This is a genomic window from Pseudomonas sp. FP2335, assembly GCF_030687535.1.
Classification (GTDB): domain Bacteria; phylum Pseudomonadota; class Gammaproteobacteria; order Pseudomonadales; family Pseudomonadaceae; genus Aquipseudomonas.
This window is the reverse complement of record NZ_CP117437.1, coordinates 1,426,360-1,444,839: the sequence shown is the minus strand read 5'-3', so window position 1 is coordinate 1,444,839 and position 18,480 is coordinate 1,426,360. Positions and strand designations below refer to the sequence as shown.

Here is an 18,480-nt window from a genome sequence, read left to right as displayed (position 1 = left end):
GACTTTTCCGCGAATGGATTTTTTAAATCCCGCAACGAGGAACATCCATGCGCCAACCCGATATCGAGATTTACCTGAAGGACGCCGACGTCGACTACAAGGCTATCGCCGCCTGGCTGGGCGCCGCCCTGGGCCCGTGCACCGACTGGGTCCAGAAAGGCCAGACCTACAAGTGCAAGGCCGGTAACGTGCCTGTCACCTGGCTGCCGAAGGCTGTAGGCAAATGGAACAGCCTGTACCTGGAAAGCGACCAGACCCCGTGGGACGACGACATCGCCTGCGCCCGCGCTGCATTTGCTGCGCTGAACGTCGAAGTGCGTTGCGCACCGGGTACGTGGGTTGAGGAAGAAGGCGAAGAAAGCGCCGACACCTGGATTCGTATCAGCGCGGACGGTGAAGAACAGATCACCTGGAAAACTGCATAGAAAGCCGAATTGTGAACCCAATCAAATGTGGGAGCGGGCTTGCTCGCGAAAGCGGTGGATCAGTCAACATCTCTTGTGACTGACACACCGCTTTCGCGAGCAAGCCCGCTCCCACATGGGTTCAGCGATGTAACAAAAATCAGGTTACAGGCCCACCACATCCTCCGCCTGCAAGCCCTTCTCGCCGGTCACCACGGCGTATTCCACCTGCTGGCCCTCGGCCAACGAACGATGGCCTTCACCGCGAATGGCGCGGTAGTGCACAAACACATCCTTGCCATCATCCCGCTGAATAAACCCGTAACCCTTTGCATCGTTGAACCACTTCACATTGCCGGTTTCGCGCGTTGTCATCTGTCTTCCTCCCATATGCTTTTTATTGTTGAGTCGGTCGCATTGAACTGCCGAGTATAAGACAGGTTCAAAAACCATCAACTCAAGTTTACTTCGCGGCTTTTTTGCCGATTTTCGGCGAATACGGCACACTACCCGCCCGAGCACCTGCTCGGTTTTTCCCACTTGAAGCAGCACGCCTATGACCCGCTCCCCGTTCCGCCGTCTGGTGTTTGGCACCTTGCGCCGACTGTTGTACCTCTGGGTTCGCTCGGAGACGATCAACCAGTCGTCCCTTACCCTTAACCTCGACCGCAGTCGGCCGGTGTTCTACGTCCTGCAATCGCCCTCCCTCACCGAATTGGCCGTGGTCGATGCCGAGTGCACCAAGGCCGGCCTGCCGCGCCCGGTGCTGCCGGTATCGGTGGGCCCGTTGATGGAGCCGGCGGCGTTCTTCTACCTCACGCCCGAGCCGGACTGGCTCGGCCGCCAGGACAAGCGCGGCGCGCCGCCGACCCTGACCCGACTGGTCAACACCCTCAGCGAGCACGCCGAAGAGAATGCACAAATCATTCCGGTCAGCGTGTTCTGGGGCCAGTCGCCGGAAAGCGAGTCCAGCCCGTGGAAACTGCTGTTCGCCGACAGCTGGGCGGTCACCGGCCGCCTGCGCCGGTTGCTGAGCATCCTGATCCTCGGTCGCAAGACCCGTGTGCAATTCTCCGCGCCTATCAACCTGCGTGAGTTGATCGAGCACAATAAAGGCCACGAACGCACCGTCCGCATGGCCCAACGGATCCTGCGGGTGCACTTTCGCAACCTGAAGACCGCCGTGATCGGCCCCGACCTGTCCCACCGACGCAACCTGGTCAAAGGCCTGGTCAATATGCCGCTGGTGCGCCAAGCCATTGCGGACGAGGCCGAACGCGAAAAAATCGCCCCGGACAAAGCCAAGGCCCTGGCCCTGCGCTACGGCAACGAGATCGCGTCGGACTACACCTACACCGCGATCCGCTTCCTCGAAGTGGTGCTGAGCTGGTTCTGGAACAAGATCTACGACGGCATCAAGGTCAACAACATCGAAGGCGTGCAAAAGGTTGCCCAGGGCTACGAGGTGATCTACGTACCGTGCCACCGCAGCCACATCGACTACCTGCTGCTCTCCTACCTGCTGTTCAAGAATGGCCTGACCCCGCCGCACATCGCCGCCGGGATCAACCTGAACATGCCGGTGATCGGCAGCCTGCTGCGCCGTGGCGGTGCGTTTTTCATGCGCCGCACCTTCAAGGGCAACCCGCTGTACACCTCGGTGTTCAACGAATACCTGCATACCCTGTTCACCAAAGGCTTCCCGGTGGAGTACTTCGTCGAAGGCGGCCGCTCGCGTACCGGGCGCATGCTGCAGCCAAAGACCGGCATGCTGGCAATCACCCTGCGCAGCTTCCTGCGCTCTTCGCGCATGCCCATCGTCTTCGTGCCGGTGTACATCGGCTATGAGCGCGTGCTCGAAGGCCGGACCTATCTCGGTGAGTTGCGCGGCGCGAGCAAGAAGAAAGAGTCGATCTTCGATATTTTCAAAGTGGTCGGCGCGCTCAAGCAGCGCTTTGGCCAAGTCGCGGTCAACTTCGGCGAGCCGATCAAACTGGCGGAGTTCCTCGACGCCGAGCAACCGGACTGGCGCGCCCAGGAGCTGGGCCCGAACTACAAACCGGCATGGCTCAACGAAACCACCAACCGCCTCGGCGAGCGGGTGGCCCGCCACCTCAACGAAGCCGCTGCGGTCAACCCGGTCAACCTGGTGGCCCTGGCGTTGCTCTCAACCACACGCCTGGCCCTGGATGAACAGGCCATGGCACGCCAGTTGGACCTGTACCTGGCGCTACTGCGCCGCGTGCCCTACTCGCCCCACACCACGTTGCCCGAAGGCGATGGCCTGGCGCTGATCAAGCACGTCAAGGACATGGATCTGCTGTCGGAACAGAGCGACGCCCTCGGTAAGATTGTGTACCTGGGCGAGCAAAACGCTGTCCTGATGACCTACTACCGCAACAACGTGCTGCACATCTTTGCCCTCCCGGCATTGCTCGCCAGTTTTTTCCAGAGCAGCTCGCGGATGAGCCGCGAACAGATCCTGCGCTACACCCACGCGCTGTACCCGTACCTGCAATCGGAGCTGTTTATCCGCTGGTCGCTGGATGAGCTGGACAGCGTGGTCGACCAGTGGCTGGAAGCCTTCGTCGAGCAAGGCCTGCTGCGCTTCGAGAACAACGTGTACCTGCGCCCGGCCCCGAGTTCAACGCACTTCGTGCTGCTGACGCTATTGTCCAAGAGCATCGCCCAGACCCTGCAACGCTTCTACATGGCGATCTCGCTGCTGCTCAACAGCGGCCAGAACAGCATCAGCGCCGAGGAGTTGGAGGACCTGTGCACGGTGATGGCCCAGCGCCTGTCGATCCTGCATGGTCTCAACGCACCGGAGTTCTTCGACAAGAGCCTTTTCCGACATTTTATTCAGACGTTGCTGGAGCAAGATGTGCTGCGCCGCGATGAAGCCGGCAAGCTGAGCTACCACGACCTGCTCGGCGAACTGGCCGAAGGCGCGGCCAAGCGCGTGTTGCCGGCGGAAATTCGCCTGTCGATCCGCCAGGTCGCACTGCATCGCGTCGATGGCGCGGCGCAAACGCCGCTCGAACCTGACGCCCCCACGCCTGAAGAAAGCCGCTAGATTGAATAAGGCGCCGGGCGGTTTCCGGCGCCGTTGACAAGGAGCAACACCATGAAAAAGATCATCCTCCTCGGCCTCACCGCCCTGCTCGGAGCCTGCCAATCCATGACGCCCGCCCCCAAGGCCAGCCTCGATGGCGAAGTGTTCTACCTGCAACGCATCGCCCTGCCGCCCACCGCCATCTTGAGTGTCAGCCTGCAAGACGTGTCCCTGGCCGACGCGCCAGCCGTGACGCTGGCGGAGCAGAAAGGCCCGGTCAAAGGTCAGGTGCCCCTGGCGTTTCACCTGAGCTACGACCCAGCACAGGTCAAGCCTGGCCACAGTTATTCGGTCAGCGCTCGCATCGAAGTGGATGGCAAGCTAATGTTTATCACCACCGAACGGCACTCTGTGCAGCTCAACGGCCAGGACCCGCAACCCCTGCGCTTGCGCGTTGACGCCGCGGCCCACTGATAGCCTCCAGAACACACGCCCCATCAAAAGGAAGCGCCCATGCTCCGCAACTCCCTTCGCTTTACTGCCCTGTGTGCCGGCCTGCTGCTCGGCGCCAACGCCATGGCCCTGGACCTCAGCAGCCTGTCCCAGGGCGACGCCAGCGGCGGCCTGAAGGACGCCCTGACCCAAGGCGCACAGATCGCCGTGAAACAACTGGGTGTACCGGGAGGTTTCAGTAACAATCCGCAAGTGAAGATCGGTTTGCCGGGCAAGTTGGGCAAAGTGGCCGACAAGCTGAAGATGTTCGGCATGGGTGACCAGGTCACGCAGTTGGAAACCAGCATGAACAAAGCTGCGGAGTCCGCCGTGACCCAGGCCCAGCCGATCCTGGTAAATGCCGTGAAAAACATGAGCGTGACCGACGCCAAGGGCATCCTCAGCGGCGGCCAGGACTCGGCCACCCAATACCTGAACAAAAGCAGCCGCGAGCAGATCCGCGCCAAGTTCCTGCCCATCGTGAAAGCGGCGACCGACAAGGTCGGCGTGGCCCAGCAGTACAACGCCCTGGCCGGCAAGGCTGCGGCGTTTGGCGCAGTGGACGCCAAAAGCGCCAACGTCGAAAACTACGTGACCGAGCAGGCGCTGGATGGCTTGTTCAAGATGATCGCGCAACAGGAAGAAACCATTCGCAAGAACCCGGCGGCCGCGGCCACCAGCCTGGCGAAGAAGGTGTTCGGCGCGCTGTAAACGTTGGAAGGATCGCTCCCTGCAACGGGGAGCGATCTAATGCAGGACCGATTCCGCCAACCGCCCCACCATCAACGTGGCAAAGCAGCCAATCGCGATCGAGGTGGCGCGGTTGATCTTCAACGGCGTCAGCCAGGCCTTTTGAATCCCTTCGAAGCGACTGCCCAGCACAATCCACGCCGACCCTACCGGGATCACCACCAACACCAGGGTGAGCATGAACCCGGCATAGCCTGGCAACGTGGCAAAGGCGCCGACCGGCGCGATGAACGACACGATCAACAGGCCTTTGGGATTCATCACCGTCAGCCAGAAGAAATACAGCCCGGAGAAACGGTCGCGGCTCGGGTCGGCCGCGCTGTTCTTGCGTTGCCAGAGTTTGTACGAGACATACAGCAGGTAACACGCCGCCGCCAGTTGCGTGGCCTTCAACGCCCATGGCGAATACGCCGCCAGATACAGCAAGGCCACACCCCACAGCGAAACCTGCAGCAGGTAGGCCAGGCACTCGACAAATGCCAGTTGCCACGAGGCCCGCCAGCCGAACAACAGCCCTGCGCGAAACAGCAGGGTGTTGGTCGGGCCAGGGGCAAGCAATAACAACATCAGGGCTGAAACAGTGGCCAACATGATTACGCGACGTCCTTCCTCACTCGGAACCACGCAGCATACAGGGCCGGCAGGAACAATAGGGTCAACGCCGTCGCCACAATCAACCCACCCATGATCGCCACTGCCATCGGCCCGAAGAACACGCTGCGCGACAGCGGGATCATCGCCAGCACCGCCGCGAGGGCGGTGAGAACAATCGGACGGAAGCGTCGGACGGTAGCTTCGATAATGGCCTGCCATGGCGCCAACCCGGCCTTGATGTCCTGCTCGATCTGATCCACCAGGATCACCGAGTTGCGCATGATCATGCCCGACAGCGCGATGGTGCCAAGCATGGCCACAAAGCCGAAGGGCTGGCGGAACACCAACAGGAATAGTGTCACGCCGATCAGGCCCAGCGGCGCCGTCAGAAACACCATCGCCGTACGTGAGAAGCTGCGCAGTTGCAGCATCAGCAAGGTCAGCACCACCACGATAAACAGCGGTACGCCGGCTTTGACCGAGTTTTGCCCACGGGCAGAATCCTCGACGGTACCGCCGACTTCCAGCAAGTAGCCATCCGGCAGTTCGGCGCGCACGCCTTCAAGGGTCGGCTGGATCTGCTGGACCAGGGTCGCCGGTTGCTCCTTGCCATAGATGTCGGCGCGGATCGTCACCGTCGGCAGACGATTGCGGTGCCAGATGATGCCCTCTTCGAAGCCGTATTCGAGGGTGGCGATTTGCGACAGCGCCACACTTTTACGGTTGTCGGTCGGCACGGCGAGGCTTGGCAGCAGCGACAACTCGGTGCGCTCGTGGACGGTGCCGCGCAGGAGGATTTCGATCAACTCGTTGTCCTCCCGGTATTGGCTGACGCTGGAACCTGTCAGCGAACTCTGTAGGAATTTCGACAGATTGGCGGTGCTCACACCGAGGGCGCGGGCGCGGTCCTGGTCGATATTGAGGTAGACGATCTTGCTCGGCTCTTCCCAATCCAGGTGCACGTTGGCCACGTGGGTATTTTCGCGAACCTTGGCCGCCACTTTCCGCGCCAGGGCGCGGACTTCTTCTATGTGTTCGCCAGTCACGCGGAACTGCACCGGGTAGCCTACAGGCGGGCCGTTTTCCAGGCGCGTGACCCGCGAGCGCAGCTCGGGGAATTGTTCGTTGAGGGTTTCGATCAGCCAGGTGCGCAGGCTTTCACGTTCCTCGATGGTTTTGGCCAACACCACAAACTGGGCGAAACTGGCGGCCGGCAACTGCTGGTCCAGGGGCAGGTAGAAACGCGGCGAACCGGTGCCTATGTAAGCCACGTAGTTGTCGATACCGACGTGATCCTTGAGCAGCGCTTCCAGACGTTTGACCTGCTCGGCGGTGTTGCTCAGGGAGGTGCCTTCGGCCAGCTTCAGGTCGACCATCAGCTCCAGGCGACCTGAGGCCGGGAAGAACTGTTGCGGCACAAAACGGAACAGCGCCACCGAGCCGATAAACAGCAGCAGGGTCAGTACGATCACGGTTTTACGCCGGCGCACGCACCACTCCACCAAACGTCTTACACGCTGGTAGAAGGGGGTTCCGTAGGGATCAGGACCGTCGGCGCCATGTTTGGCCGCATGAATCTTCGCCAGGTCCGGCAGGAGTTTTTCCCCCAGGTACGGCACAAACACCACGGCCGCGACCCAAGAGGCCAGCAAGGCGATGGTCACCACCTGGAAAATCGAGCGGGTGTATTCACCAGTGCTCGACTGCGCTGTGGCAATCGGCAGAAAACCCGCGGCGGTGATCAAGGTACCGGTGAGCATCGGGAACGCAGTGCTGGTCCAGGCGAAACTCGCGGCCTTGAGCCGGTCATAGCCCTGCTCCATTTTGATCGCCATCATTTCCACGGCGATGATCGCATCATCCACCAGCAGGCCCAGGGCCAATACCAATGCGCCGAGGGAGATCTTGTGCAGGCCGATCCCGAGGTAATACATACTGGCAAAGGTCATCGCCAGCACCAGCGGAATTGCCAGGGCGACCACCATGCCGGTGCGTACACCGAGGGAGAAGAAGCTGACCAGCAACACGATGGCCAGTGCCTCGGCCAGGACCTGGACGAATTCGCCGACACTGGTTTTCACCGCAGCCGGTTGATCCGACACCTTGCGCAGCTCCATGCCTGCCGGAAGGTTCTTCTGCAGGCGTGCGAATTCGCCTTCAAGCGCCTTGCCCAGCACCAGGATGTCGCCGCCGTCGCGCATGGCCACGGCCAGGCCGATGGCGTCCGCGCCCATATAGCGCATGCGCGGTGCCGGAGGATCGTTGAAGCCCCGGTGGATGTCGGCGACATCGCCGATACGGAAGGTGCGGTCACCCACACGAATCGGGAAGTTGCGGATCTCTTCCACCGTCTTGAAATTACCCGACACCCGCAGTTGCACGCGTTCGGTCGGGGTTTCGAAGAAGCCGGCGGTAGAGACCGCGTTCTGTTCTTGCAACGCCTGCTGTACCGCCGCCAACGGCAGGCCGAGGGTCGCCAGCTTGAGGTTGGACAACTCGATCCAGATCTTCTCGTCCTGTAGGCCAAGCAACTCGACCTTGCCCACATCCGGCACGCGTTGCAGTTGAATCTGGATACGGTCGGCGTAGTCCTTGAGCACGGCGTAGTCAAAACCATCGCCGGTCAGGGCGTAGATGTTGCCGAAGGTGGTGCCGAACTCATCGTTGAAAAACGGCCCCTGGATGTCCGGCGGCAAGGTCTGGCGGATGTCGCTGATCTTTTTGCGCACCTGATACCACAGCTCGGGGATCTGCGCCGAGTGCATGGAGTCGCGGGCCATAAAGGTGACTTGGGATTCGCCGGGACGCGAGAAGGAGACAATGCGCTCGTAGTCGCCGGTCTCCATCAGTTTTTTCTCGATGCGCTCGGTGACCTGGCGCGAAACCTCCTGAGCCGTAGCGCCGGGCCAGTTGGTCTTGATCACCATGGCCTTGAAGGTGAACGGCGGGTCTTCGCTTTGCCCCAGCTTGGTGTAGGACAAGGTGCCGACCACTGCCAGCAGGATCATCAGGAACAGTACGATCTGGCGATTACGCAACGCCCATTCGGAAAGATTGAAACCCATCGGGGACTACTCCTTGGCCGCCAGATTCACTATCCGGTTGGAGCGATCCACCGGGCGCACTTGCTGGCCCTCATGGAGCACATGCACGCCGGCGGCGATCACCCAATCAGTGGGACTCAAGCCTTCCAGCACCGGCACGGATTTTTCGCCGAACGCACCGATGCGCACCGGGGTGCGTTTAAGCGTGTTGTCTGCCTGTACACGCCACACGTAGGACGCACCGTTCTCCGCACTGAGGGCAGACAACGGCACCGACAGCGGAATCACACCGTCAGCCTGTATGAAAACCCGCGCACTCTGGCCCAGTTCGGCAGGGACTTTGCCGCCGGTAAATGCCACACGCGCGGCAAAGGTGCGCGATTTCGGGTCGGCTGCTGGCGACAGTTCACGGATACGCCCGGCGAAACGCTGATCCGGCTGGCTCCACAATTCGACGGACACCGGCTGGCCGATCTTGAACCGGGCGAAGCCTTGCTCGGGCAGGCTGATCAACACCTCACGCTCGCCATCGGTGGCCAGGGTGAATACGGTCTGGCCGGCGGATACCACCTGGCCCACTTCCACGGCGCGCTTGGCGACCACACCGTCCTGGGGCGCGCGCAACGTGGCGTAACCGGCCTGGTTGCTCGACACGTCGAACTCGGCCTTGATCTGTTTGAGACGTGCTTCGCCGGATCGGTAGAGGTTTTCAGAATTGTCGTACTGGGAACGGCTGACCATCTGACGGTCCATCAGGGTCTTGTAGCGATCACGCTCGGCGCGCACCAGGCTCAGGTTGGCCTCGGCGGCGGCGACCTGGGCGCGGGTGGCTTCCAGTTGCAGGCGCACATCCTGAGGGTCCAGCTCGGCCAGCGGCTGATTGGCCTTGACCCGCTCGCCCTCCTCGACCAGGCGCTTGCTGACTTTGCCGCCGATGCGAAAGGCCAGGTCCGGCTCATAGCGCGCACGGACTTCACCGGGGTAGCTGTCACTCGCCTGCGCCGAAGGCTGCGGCTGCACCACCATGGCCGGGCGGATAACGGTCTGGGCCGCTTCTTCATGGCCGCAAGCGGCCAAGAGGAACGCCAAGCTGGCAGGCAACGCAAGGGGCAGGAAAGTGCTGCGCATGCTGAAGGACCTTTCGCAAATGGAGCTAGGAATAATTATACTGGCCAGTATGTTATTAATACCAAACTCACCAGTCCAGTATTAAAGGTGAAAATGTCCGACAATCCTGCCAACACCAATAGCCCCGGGCGTCCCAAGGACATGGCAAAACGCCAGGCTATCCTCGAAGCAGCGAAAATCCTGTTTTTGAGCAATGGTTACGCCAGTACCAGCATGGATGCTGTCGCCCTTGAGGCCGGCGTGTCGAAACTGACCGTCTACAGCCACTTCACCGACAAAGAGACCTTATTCACCGCCGCCGTGGTCGCCACGTGCGAGGAACAATTGCCGGTGATGTACTTCGAGTTGCCCGCCGACATGCCTGTGGAAACCGTGCTGTTGAACATTGCGCGGGGCTTCCATCGGCTGATCAACAGCAAGGAATCGGTGAACCTGCATCGCCTGATGATGACCACGGGCAACCAGGACGTAAAACTCTCACAGATCTTCTTCGAGGCGGGGCCGATGCGCATGCTGCAAGGCATGGAGCGCTTGTTGGGCAAGATCGACCAAAGTGGCGCGCTGAGCATCGACAAACCGTTTACGGCGGCCGAGCACTTCTTCTGCCTGCTCAAGGGCACGGCGAATTTCTGCTTGTTGTATGGCTGTGGCGGGCCGTTGAGTGAGGAGGCGGCCGAGGAGCATGTGCGGGAGGTGGTGGGGTTGTTTATGCGGGCTTATCGGGCTTGAAGTTTTGTGGTGGCTGGGCGGTCGCTTTCGCGAGCAAGCCCGCTCCCACATTTGGCCGCATTCCAAAGTTGGAACTCGGTCAAATGTGGGAGCTGGCTTGCCTGCGATGAGGCCCTAAGGGCCAATGAACATTCAGCCCTTGAGCGCCTTCTTCGGGTAGATGTCATACCGGCTGGACTTGCCATCCAACGCATGGCTCGGCTTGGGCCCCTCGATACACGGTGCCTTGCGCGGCCGTTTCACCACCACCCTATGGCTGGCCAACGCCAGTGCCGCTGCGAGCAATGCCGGGGCATCCGGATCATCCCCCACCAACGGCCGGAACAGGCGCATTTCCTTCTTCACCAGGGCAGTTTTCTCACGATGCGGGAACATCGGGTCGAGATAGATCACCTGGGGCGGCTCGCCCTCCCAATTACGCATCACCTCGATGGAGTTGCCCTTGAGCAGCTGCATGCGCGCCACAATCGGTGCCACCTCAAAATCATCCGCGCCGCGCGCCAGGCCGTCTTCAAGCAAGGCGCCGATCAACGGCTGGCGCTCGATCAGGCTCATTTCGCAGCCCAGGCTCGCGAGTACAAACGCGTCCTTGCCCAGGCCCGCGGTAGCGTCTAGCACCCGTGGGCGCACGCCTTGGGCGATGCCCACGGCCTTGGCAATCATCTGCCCGCTGCCACCGCCATACAAACGCCGGTGCGCCGCGCCACCTTCGACAAAATCCACGCGCACCGGCCCCGGTGCATCCGGCCCGAGCTGTTGCAGCTGTAGGCCCTGTTCACCGACTTGCAGGGAAAAATCCGCATCCGCCTGCTGCAAAGGCAGGCCAAGCCGCGTCGCCCATTGCTCGGCAAGGGCCTGAAAACCTTCGGCCAAGGCCTCGACCCTGATGCGGCTGGCCGCTGGTTGTTCGCTCATCAATCGCTACGCTCAAAAATATTAAGGATCGGCAAATACCGGCCGATAAAAACAACAGTCAGGTATTTTGCCAGAGCTGAGCGTCGACCGAGAAAAATGTCAGACATTCTTCCCCTAACCATCGGTGTACTGCCGACCCACAACCACTACGGCCTGCGCAATACCCAAGCGCTGGCCGGGGTGAGTCATGTGTGGCAGGACTTCTTTGCCCGGGCGTTGGCCGAGCAGCTCGGCGACACGCCGGGCGCGCTCGCCGCCCAGGCGCCTGCACCGCTGGACCCGGAAGTTGAACCCAGTGCCGGCGCCGACCTGCTGTCGCAGATCCTCACCCAGCGTGAATGCGACGTGAAAGACACCGAAATCGCCCCGCCTGAGCCGTTGTTCCTGCCGATTGCCGAGTTCGAGACCGAACTGCTGCCACCGGCTGCGACACCATTGCCCGAAGAAGAAATCGTCGCCCAACAGCGCCAGCAAAACTTCGAAAGCGGCTGGGTTCGCCCAATCGTGCTGAGCGCCGGCCAACCGCTGCCGGAACCCGGCCCGGCGCCCGAGCCCCGCCCGCTGCACCTGCCGATTGCCGAGTTCGAACTGGACCTGCTGCCACCGGCCGCCACGCCGTACCCGACCGAAGAACTGCTGGCGCAACAAAAGGCCCTGGACTTCGATTACCACTGGGCTCGCCCGCTGATCACTCAGAACCTGCGCCTGGCCGCCTGATTCAGCGCTTGAAAAACTCGTTGGCCTGGTTGAACGGCATCTTGCGTTCAGTGAAGGTAAACGTCCCCAACTCATACACCTCCTGCGCTGCGCGATAAAACTCGCCATAGGCTGCCAGCGCCATGGCTGAGCCGACGCTGATCCGTCGCACGCCCATCGCACTCAACTGCGCCACGCTGAGGTTCAAGCCGCCGGACATCAACACGTTGACCGGCTTGGGCGCCACCGCCTTGACTACCGCCAATACTTCCTCGGCACTGCGCAGAGCTGGCGCGTAGAGCACGTCGGCACCGGCTTCGGCGTAGGCTTGCAGCCGGCGGATGGTGTCAGGCAAATCCAGACGACCATGCAGGAGGTTTTCCGCACGGGCGGTCAGGGTGAAGGCGAATGGCAGGCTGCGCGCGGCGGCAACGGCGGCTTCTACACGCGCCACAGACAGGTCAAAGGCATAGATCGGCTCAGCGGCGATGCCGGTGGCGTCTTCGATGGAGCCGCCGACAATGCCCGTGGCCGCCGCACGCAGGATGGTCTGGGCGCAGCCTTCAGGGGTGTCGCTGAAGCCGTTTTCGAGGTCGGCGGCCACTGGCAATGGGGTGGCTTGGGCAATCAGCGTGGCATTGACCAATGTGTCGTCCAGGGACAACGCCCCTTCCGCATCCGGCCGTCCGAGGCTGAACGCATAGCCTGCGCTGGTGGTGGCCAGGGCTTCAAAGCCCAGGCTGGCGAGCATCACGGCGGAGCCCGCATCCCATGGGTTGGGCATCACGAAGGCACGATCACGCGCGTGCAAGGCCTTGAAGGTTTCGGCGCGAAGGGCTTGGGCATCCATGTCTGACTCCTGGCGATAAAAGGAGCCCTAGAGTAACCCCAGTTGCTCCACTTCAGGCGCTCGATTCAGGGTCGGCAGGGGTGGCAGGCCGGGCAGGCGCGCCATCAATTGTTCGTGAAAGCGCAGGGCCAGTTGTGCGGCCAGGCGGTTGTCCGAGGTGTGCAGGAAGATGTACGGCGTGCGGCCCTCTTCGATCCAGAAGGCGATTTTTTCCACCCACGGGACCAGGAACGGGTCGTTGGCTTGCAGTTCGGGATGACCGATGAAACGTACTTGGGGAAACAGGGTCAACGCCGCCGGACGTGGTGGCACCTTGGGTTTCTTCGACTGGGCATGCAACACCGCCGCCGAAGTCGACGTGCAGCTGAACAGCGCACGCGGGTCCAGGCAGATGCGCTCCACGCCTCGATCACGCAACAAACGGTTGAGCGTGCGCTCGGCGTCGCCCTTGGCGAAGAACTCCGGGTGGCGCACTTCAACGGCCATCGGGCGTTCAAGGCCGTCGATAAACCCGACCAATTCGGCAAGGCGCTGCGGCGCAAAGCCTGCCGACAACTGCAGCCACAGCGGCGAAACACGCTCCCCCAGCGGGCTCATCAGGCCGACAAAACTTTCCGCCGCCGGCAGTTGCTCACGCAAGTCGCCAGCATGGCTGATGTCACCGGGGAACTTCGCCGTGAAGCGAAAATCGGCAGGCATGATCTCGGCCCAGCGCTGCACCGTGGCGGCCGAGGGGCGGGCATAAAACGTGGTGTTGCCTTCAACGGCGTTGAAGACTTGGGAATACAGCGCGAGGTAATCGTTGGAACGTGCGTCGGCCGGGTACAGGTATTCGCGCCAGGCGTTTTCACTCCAGGATGGGCAACCGATGAAGTAAGGCAGGCGCATCAGATGTGGATGTCGAGGCCCAGCACTTCCATATCCCATTCGACAAAACCGGCGGTGGTCAGGTAGCTGGCCAGGGCGGTCGCGACGCTTTTGCTCATGGAGCGCGGGAAGACCATGTCTTGCTGACGGGCGGGAAGGCCGCTGATACGGGCTTGGGAGCTGGCTTGCGCATCGGATTGGACTTCGATGAAGTCCGGCGAATCCTCGACGGAGTCGTCCACCGTAGCGTTTGCCTTGCGCGGCTTGCGCTTGATTGGATAGGACGGTGAGGAAAAGCCATCAATACGCATAGGCGCGAACTCGCTATCAGTAATGGCATTTTAGTGGCGCAATCCGTAGCGCGCAAATGCTCTGGTGATAACTAGAACACATAATTTGAAAAAGGTTTAAAACCTCGGGCAAATTCTGACGATTGGCGTTTTTTGTCAGAAAATACCCGCACTTTTGGCGTCAAATAATCCCGCGAGGCCCACACCATCACTGTGGCAAGGGAGCTTGCTCCCGCTGGACTGCGCAGCAGTCCCTGCTCCCTCGACAAAAAGCGGGAGCAAGCTCCCTCGCCACAATTACAGGCCGCGCTCAGCCTTGGTCTGCGCAACCTTATCGCGCAGGTACACCGGCGCCGCCTGGTCGGCGGGAATCGCCTCGCCCCGCTCAAAAGCAAAGCGCGCCAACGTCAGCAGGTCTTCGGCGTGGGGCAACATGGCGGCGTCCTGCCCCACCAGCGTGACCCCAATGCGCTCGCCATAACCCCAACCGGTGCCGGCACCGAACCAGTCACCGCTGGCATCTGGTGGCAATACCGAGGATTCCGGCGGCTGCACGGCTTCCACGCCGACCAGGCACATTTCGCCAGCGGTCTCGCGATAGCAACCCCAATAGACCTCATCCATGCGCGCGTCGATCGCCGCAGCCACCTGATACGCGCCGTGTTCGCGCAACGCGCGCTGGGCCAGCACGGCCAGGTTGGACACTGGCAACACCGGCCGCTCCAAGGCAAACGCCAAGCCCTGCACCACGCCGATAGCGATCCGCACGCCAGTAAACGCACCTGGCCCGCGGCCAAATGCGATGGCATCAACCGCCGCCAGGGTGGTGCCGGCGTCTTCGAGCAGTTGCTTGATCATCGGCAACAGCTTCTGCGCATGCAGGCGGGGGATCACCTCGTAGTGGCTTGTTACCTTGCCATCGTGCAGCAGGGCAACGGAGCAAGCTTCAGTCGCGGTGTCCAGGGCCAGCAGGGTGCTCATCGGTGTGGGTGTCCAAGTCGAAAAAAAGTGCGCCAGTATAAACAACAACGGCCCGCAAGCGGGCCGTTGTACACAAAGCTGAACGAAGGATCAGCTCAGTGCTTGCAACACCTTGGCGGTGATGGCTTCAACCGAGCCAACGCCAGGGATGTGGCTGTACTTGGGCTTGCCTTGGGCAGCCGACAGCTTCTGGTAGAAATCCACCAAAGGCTTGGTCTGGGAGTGGTAGACCGACAGGCGATGACGCACGGTTTCTTCGGTGTCGTCCTTACGCTGTACCAGCTCTTCGCCGGTCACATCGTCCTTGCCTTCGACTTTTGGCGGGTTGTACAGGGTGTGGTACACGCGGCCCGAGGCTTCGTGAACGCGACGACCGGCAATACGCTGTACGATTTCTTCATCTTCAACCGCGATTTCAACCACGGCATCCAGCTCAACGCCAGCCTTCACCAGGGCTTCAGCCTGGGGAATGGTGCGTGGGAAGCCGTCGAACAGGAAACCGTTCTTGCAGTCTTCCTGGCTGATGCGTTCCTTGACCAGGTTGATGATCAAGTCATCGGAGACCAGGCCACCGCTGTCCATCACGCTCTTGGCGATCAGGCCCAGCTCGGTGCCGGCCTTGACCGCTGCACGCAGCATGTCGCCGGTGGAGATTTGTGGAATGCCGAATTTTTCAGTGATGAACTTTGCCTGAGTACCTTTACCGGCCCCGGGAGCTCCCAGCAGAATGACGCGCATTGATGTGCTCCTCAATTTTTTATAGAGATGTCGCTCGGATTCGCCGCGTGGGGCCAATCGCGTAAAAATAGGATTCGGGCCGCCCAAACGGCCAAAGGCTGATCAAGATACACAGCGGGCGGTCACCATACAAGCCGCCAAAAGTCGCAGGAACCCGCGCAGGGCATGCGTCATAGGTAGGGTGTGCCTGAGTGCAACCCGCCCGCATAAACGCTGACCGCCCGTTTCCGGGCGGCCGTCGTGGTTTATCTGCAAGCCGTTGAGAACGCTTGGAAAACCTCAGCCGGTGTTGCGCAAACCGGCGGCAATACCGGCCACGGACACCAGCAGCGCCTGTTCCAGAGGGCTGTCCTGCGCCGCCTCTTGTTGACGCGAGCGCGCCAGCAACTCGGCCTGCAACAGGTGCAGGGGGTCGAGGTAGGTGTTGCGCAGACGGATGAACTCCAGGGTGTCCGGGCTATGGGCCAGCAGTTGCGACTGGCCAGTCAGGCCAAGCACCACACTGCATGCCTGCGACAATAGGTCGCGTAAGTGCGCCCCCAATGGCAGCAGGTCAGGCTGCACCAGACGCTCATCGTACAGTCGCGCAATGTCGGCATCGGCCTTGGCCAGCACCATTTCCAGCATATCGATGCGGGTGCGGAAGAATGGCCACTGCTCACGCATCTGCCCCAGCAGCTCGCCCTCACCGCGCTCCAGCGCCTTGCTCAGCGCCGCTTCCCAGCCAAGCCAGGCCGGCAGCATCAGGCGGGTCTGGGTCCAGCCGAAGATCCACGGAATCGCGCGCAGGCTTTCGATACCGCCCGCCCGGCGCTTGGCCGGACGGCTGCCCAAGGGCAAACGCCCCAACTCCTGCTCCGGGGTGGACTGGCGGAAGTACTCGACGAATTGCGGATTTTCCCGCACCACGGCGCGGTATGCGCTGACACCGTCTGCCGCCAATTCGTCCATCAAATGGCGCCACGCCGGTTCCGGCGGTGGTGGCGGCAACAGCGTGGCTTCCAACACGGCGGCGAGGTAGAGGTTGAGGTTTTGCTCGGCGATGTCTGGCAGGCCGAACTTGAAGCGGATCATCTCGCCTTGCTCGGTAGTACGGAAGCGCCCCGCCACCGACCCCGGCGGCTGCGACAGGATCGCCGCATGCGCCGGGCCACCACCCCGTCCAACGGTGCCACCGCGACCGTGGAACAACAGCAATTCCACCTGCTGCTCGCGGCAGATGTCGACCAGGCGTTCCTGGGCACGGTACTGCGCCCAGGCGGCGGCGGTGGTGCCGGCATCCTTGGCCGAGTCCGAGTAGCCGATCATCACTTCCTGCGGGCCTTGCAACCGCGCGCGATAGCCGGGCAGCAGCAACAGCCGCTCGATCACCGGGCCGGCGTTGTCCAGGTCAGCCAGGGTTTCGAACAGTGGCACCACACGCATCGGCCGCTGCACGCCCGATTCTTTGAGCAACAGTTGCACGGCGAGCACGTCCGACGCAGCTCCGGCCATGGAGATGACATACGAACCCAACGAAGCAGCAGGCGCGGCGGCAATTTCCTTACAGGTATTCAAGACCTCAGCGGTGTCCGCCGATGGCTTGAAATAGCCCGGCAACAGTGGCCGACGGTTGCTCAGTTCCTTGCTCAGGAAGCTGATGCGCGCGTCTTCATCCCACTCTTCATAGCGGCCCAAGCCAAGGTAGTCGGTGATTTCGGTCATGGCTGACGAATGCCGACTGGAATCCTGGCGCACATCCAGACGCACCAGGAACAAACCGAAGGTCACCGCACGGCGCAGGCAATCGAGCAGCGGCCCATCGGCGATCACGCCCATGCCGCATTCGTGCAGCGACTGATAGCACAGTTCCAGCGGATCGAGCAGGTCGCGGTTGTATTGCAGTACCTCCACGGGGGCCGGGGCGGCGGCGGTCAATGATGCGTGGGCCCATTGCCGGGTCGCGCGCAGACGTTCGCGCAGTTGTTTAAGCAGCGCACGATAGGGCTCGACACTGTCACCCACCTTGGCCTGCAACGCCGGGCTGGCTTGTTGCATCGACAGCTCCGAGGCCAGATGGTCGATATCGCGCAAGTACAAGTCCGCCGCCATCCAGCGTGCCAGCAGCAACACTTCGCGAGTCACCGGCGCGGTGACGTTCGGGTTGCCGTCCCGGTCGCCGCCCATCCACGAAGCAAAGCGGATTGGCGCAGCTTCCAGCGGCAAACGCAGGCCAGTGGCGGCGTGCAGGGCCTGGTCGGCCTTGCGCAAGTAATTGGGGATGGCGTGCCACAGCGAATGCTCGATCACCGCAAAGCCCCATTTGGCTTCGTCGACCGGGGTTGGCCGGACACGGCGGATCTCTTCGGTGTGCCAGGCCTCGGCGATCAACCGTTGCAGGCGCTCGCGGATCTGCGTGCGCTCGGCGGTGGTGAGATCACGGTGATCCTGCAGCGCCAGTTGCGCGGCAATCGCATCGTATTTCTGGATCAGGGTGCGGCGCGCCACTTCGGTGGGGTGGGCGGTGAGGACCAACTCGATCTCCAACCGCGCCAGTTGGCGGGCCAGGGATTCATTGCTGTGGCCTTCGCTTTGCAGGCGCGCAAGCAGTTCAGGCAACACGCGGGATTCGAACGGCGCCGGCTGCGACTCATCGCGCCGGTGAATCAGTTGGTATTGCTCGGCGATGTTGGCGAGGTTGAGGAACTGGTTGAAGGCACGGGCCACCGGCAACAGTTCGTCTTCCTGCAACTGGTTGAGGCTGCTGCTCAACTCATCGCCAGCGCCACGTCGATCGGCCTTGGCGCCTTTGCGGATCTGCTCGATCTTGTCGAGAAAAGCATCGCCGTACTGCTCTCGAATGGTGTTGCCCAACAGTTCACCCAGCAGGTGAACATCCTCACGCAAGCGTGCATCGATATCACTCATCAGCCAATCTCCAGCCAGAAATCCGGGACGCGCAGGTCTT

17 protein-coding genes are annotated in these 18,480 nt (G+C 61.8%); 6 read left to right on the top strand and 11 right to left on the bottom strand.

What is annotated here, in order from left to right; all coding sequences use genetic code 11:
• Window positions 1-47: 47 nt before the first annotated feature.
• Window positions 48-425: a hypothetical protein gene (locus PSH81_RS06315; protein ID WP_078731861.1), complete on the top strand. Its 378-nt coding sequence runs from the start codon at window positions 48-50 to the stop codon at window positions 423-425.
• A gap of 144 nt (window positions 426-569) precedes the next feature.
• Here PSH81_RS06315 and PSH81_RS06310 read toward each other — a convergent pair whose 3' ends face one another.
• Complete coding sequence (locus PSH81_RS06310; RefSeq protein ID WP_226455884.1) at window positions 570-779, bottom strand: cold-shock protein; 210 nt, start codon at window positions 777-779, stop codon at window positions 570-572.
• A 181-nt stretch (window positions 780-960) separates the two neighbouring features.
• Between PSH81_RS06310 and plsB the strand changes: the two genes are divergently transcribed.
• The 3 genes from plsB to PSH81_RS06295 are packed head-to-tail and all read left to right on the top strand — an operon-like array spanning window position 961 to window position 4,662.
• Window positions 961-3,480: a glycerol-3-phosphate 1-O-acyltransferase PlsB gene (gene plsB, locus PSH81_RS06305; protein WP_226455885.1), complete on the top strand. Its 2,520-nt coding sequence runs from the start codon at window positions 961-963 to the stop codon at window positions 3,478-3,480.
• Window positions 3,481-3,531: 51 nt separating this feature from the next.
• A complete protein-coding gene (locus PSH81_RS06300) occupies window positions 3,532-3,933 on the top strand; it encodes a YbaY family lipoprotein (protein WP_192299365.1) in 402 nt (133 codons plus the stop codon).
• Window positions 3,934-3,972: 39 nt separating this feature from the next.
• Window positions 3,973-4,662 carry a DUF4197 domain-containing protein gene (locus PSH81_RS06295; RefSeq protein ID WP_226455886.1) on the top strand — a complete coding sequence of 230 codons (690 nt, stop codon included), beginning with the start codon at window positions 3,973-3,975 and terminating at the stop codon, window positions 4,660-4,662.
• 36 nt (window positions 4,663-4,698) lie between these two features.
• Here PSH81_RS06295 and PSH81_RS06290 read toward each other — a convergent pair whose 3' ends face one another.
• Genes PSH81_RS06290 through PSH81_RS06280 form a run of 3 tightly spaced genes read right to left on the bottom strand, consistent with a single transcriptional unit; the run spans window position 4,699 to window position 9,467 of the window.
• Entirely contained in the window at window positions 4,699-5,292 is a 594-nt protein-coding gene (locus tag PSH81_RS06290; protein ID WP_192299367.1) for a LysE family translocator, read from the bottom strand.
• A 2-nt stretch (window positions 5,293-5,294) separates the two neighbouring features.
• The gene (locus PSH81_RS06285; RefSeq protein WP_305392180.1) at window positions 5,295-8,360 is read right to left on the bottom strand and encodes an efflux RND transporter permease subunit; all 3,066 of its coding nucleotides are present in this window, start codon (window positions 8,358-8,360) and stop codon (window positions 5,295-5,297) included.
• A 6-nt stretch (window positions 8,361-8,366) separates the two neighbouring features.
• Window positions 8,367-9,467 carry an efflux RND transporter periplasmic adaptor subunit gene (locus PSH81_RS06280; protein ID WP_192299369.1) on the bottom strand — a complete coding sequence of 367 codons (1,101 nt, stop codon included), beginning with the start codon at window positions 9,465-9,467 and terminating at the stop codon, window positions 8,367-8,369.
• 93 nt (window positions 9,468-9,560) lie between these two features.
• Between PSH81_RS06280 and PSH81_RS06275 the strand changes: the two genes are divergently transcribed.
• Window positions 9,561-10,196, top strand: a complete 636-nt coding sequence (locus tag PSH81_RS06275; RefSeq protein ID WP_305392179.1) for a TetR/AcrR family transcriptional regulator — start codon at window positions 9,561-9,563, stop codon at window positions 10,194-10,196.
• Window positions 10,197-10,328: 132 nt separating this feature from the next.
• On the opposite strand, the gene PSH81_RS06270 is transcribed toward PSH81_RS06275, so the two are convergent.
• Entirely contained in the window at window positions 10,329-11,111 is a 783-nt protein-coding gene (locus tag PSH81_RS06270) for a class I SAM-dependent methyltransferase (RefSeq protein WP_192299371.1), read from the bottom strand.
• 96 nt (window positions 11,112-11,207) lie between these two features.
• Here PSH81_RS06270 and PSH81_RS06265 point away from each other — a divergent pair, with 96 nt between their 5' ends.
• Window positions 11,208-11,828: an energy transducer TonB gene (locus PSH81_RS06265; protein WP_226455888.1), complete on the top strand. Its 621-nt coding sequence runs from the start codon at window positions 11,208-11,210 to the stop codon at window positions 11,826-11,828.
• Between the two features lies 1 nt (window position 11,829).
• On the opposite strand, the gene PSH81_RS06260 is transcribed toward PSH81_RS06265, so the two are convergent.
• The 6 genes from PSH81_RS06260 to ppc form a co-directional block, all read right to left on the bottom strand.
• On the bottom strand, window positions 11,830-12,657 hold the full coding sequence (locus tag PSH81_RS06260; RefSeq protein ID WP_192299373.1) for an oxaloacetate decarboxylase: 828 nt from the start codon (window positions 12,655-12,657) through the stop codon (window positions 11,830-11,832).
• Window positions 12,658-12,684: 27 nt separating this feature from the next.
• The gene (locus PSH81_RS06255; protein ID WP_226455890.1) at window positions 12,685-13,545 is read right to left on the bottom strand and encodes a DUF72 domain-containing protein; all 861 of its coding nucleotides are present in this window, start codon (window positions 13,543-13,545) and stop codon (window positions 12,685-12,687) included.
• Window positions 13,545-13,835, bottom strand: coding sequence for a hypothetical protein (locus PSH81_RS06250; protein WP_192299375.1), 291 nt, complete (start codon window positions 13,833-13,835; stop codon window positions 13,545-13,547). Before PSH81_RS06250 ends, PSH81_RS06255 begins: the two co-directional genes overlap by 1 nt.
• A gap of 276 nt (window positions 13,836-14,111) precedes the next feature.
• Window positions 14,112-14,795 carry a tRNA (adenosine(37)-N6)-threonylcarbamoyltransferase complex dimerization subunit type 1 TsaB gene (tsaB, locus tag PSH81_RS06245; protein ID WP_305392178.1) on the bottom strand — a complete coding sequence of 228 codons (684 nt, stop codon included), beginning with the start codon at window positions 14,793-14,795 and terminating at the stop codon, window positions 14,112-14,114.
• Window positions 14,796-14,885: 90 nt separating this feature from the next.
• Window positions 14,886-15,533, bottom strand: a complete 648-nt coding sequence (gene adk / locus PSH81_RS06240) for an adenylate kinase (RefSeq protein WP_192299377.1) — start codon at window positions 15,531-15,533, stop codon at window positions 14,886-14,888.
• Window positions 15,534-15,812: 279 nt separating this feature from the next.
• On the bottom strand, window positions 15,813-18,440 hold the full coding sequence (gene ppc / locus PSH81_RS06235; protein ID WP_192299378.1) for a phosphoenolpyruvate carboxylase: 2,628 nt from the start codon (window positions 18,438-18,440) through the stop codon (window positions 15,813-15,815).
• Window positions 18,441-18,480 lie beyond the last annotated feature (40 nt).

Bases quoted from the DNA above. Each gene is read 5' to 3' on its own strand.
- PSH81_RS06315 (WP_078731861.1), top strand. From the start codon at position 48: ATGCGCCAACCCGATATCGAGATTTACCTGAAGGACGCCGACGTCGAC.
- PSH81_RS06300 (WP_192299365.1), top strand. From the start codon at position 3,532: ATGAAAAAGATCATCCTCCTCGGCCTCACCGCCCTGCTCGGAGCCTGC.
- PSH81_RS06295 (WP_226455886.1), top strand. From the start codon at position 3,973: ATGCTCCGCAACTCCCTTCGCTTTACTGCCCTGTGTGCCGGCCTGCTG.
- PSH81_RS06290 (WP_192299367.1), bottom strand. From the start codon at position 5,292: ATGTTGGCCACTGTTTCAGCCCTGATGTTGTTATTGCTTGCCCCTGGC.
- PSH81_RS06250 (WP_192299375.1), bottom strand. From the start codon at position 13,835: ATGCGTATTGATGGCTTTTCCTCACCGTCCTATCCAATCAAGCGCAAG.
- PSH81_RS06265 (WP_226455888.1), top strand. From the start codon at position 11,208: ATGTCAGACATTCTTCCCCTAACCATCGGTGTACTGCCGACCCACAAC.
- adk (WP_192299377.1), bottom strand. From the start codon at position 15,533: ATGCGCGTCATTCTGCTGGGAGCTCCCGGGGCCGGTAAAGGTACTCAG.
- PSH81_RS06310 (WP_226455884.1), bottom strand. From the start codon at position 779: ATGACAACGCGCGAAACCGGCAATGTGAAGTGGTTCAACGATGCAAAG.
- PSH81_RS06270 (WP_192299371.1), bottom strand. From the start codon at position 11,111: ATGAGCGAACAACCAGCGGCCAGCCGCATCAGGGTCGAGGCCTTGGCC.
- PSH81_RS06280 (WP_192299369.1), bottom strand. From the start codon at position 9,467: ATGCGCAGCACTTTCCTGCCCCTTGCGTTGCCTGCCAGCTTGGCGTTC.
- plsB (WP_226455885.1), top strand. From the start codon at position 961: ATGACCCGCTCCCCGTTCCGCCGTCTGGTGTTTGGCACCTTGCGCCGA.
- PSH81_RS06285 (WP_305392180.1), bottom strand. From the start codon at position 8,360: ATGGGTTTCAATCTTTCCGAATGGGCGTTGCGTAATCGCCAGATCGTA.
- PSH81_RS06260 (WP_192299373.1), bottom strand. From the start codon at position 12,657: ATGGATGCCCAAGCCCTTCGCGCCGAAACCTTCAAGGCCTTGCACGCG.
- PSH81_RS06275 (WP_305392179.1), top strand. From the start codon at position 9,561: ATGTCCGACAATCCTGCCAACACCAATAGCCCCGGGCGTCCCAAGGAC.
- tsaB (WP_305392178.1), bottom strand. From the start codon at position 14,795: ATGAGCACCCTGCTGGCCCTGGACACCGCGACTGAAGCTTGCTCCGTT.
- ppc (WP_192299378.1), bottom strand. From the start codon at position 18,440: ATGAGTGATATCGATGCACGCTTGCGTGAGGATGTTCACCTGCTGGGT.
- PSH81_RS06255 (WP_226455890.1), bottom strand. From the start codon at position 13,545: ATGCGCCTGCCTTACTTCATCGGTTGCCCATCCTGGAGTGAAAACGCC.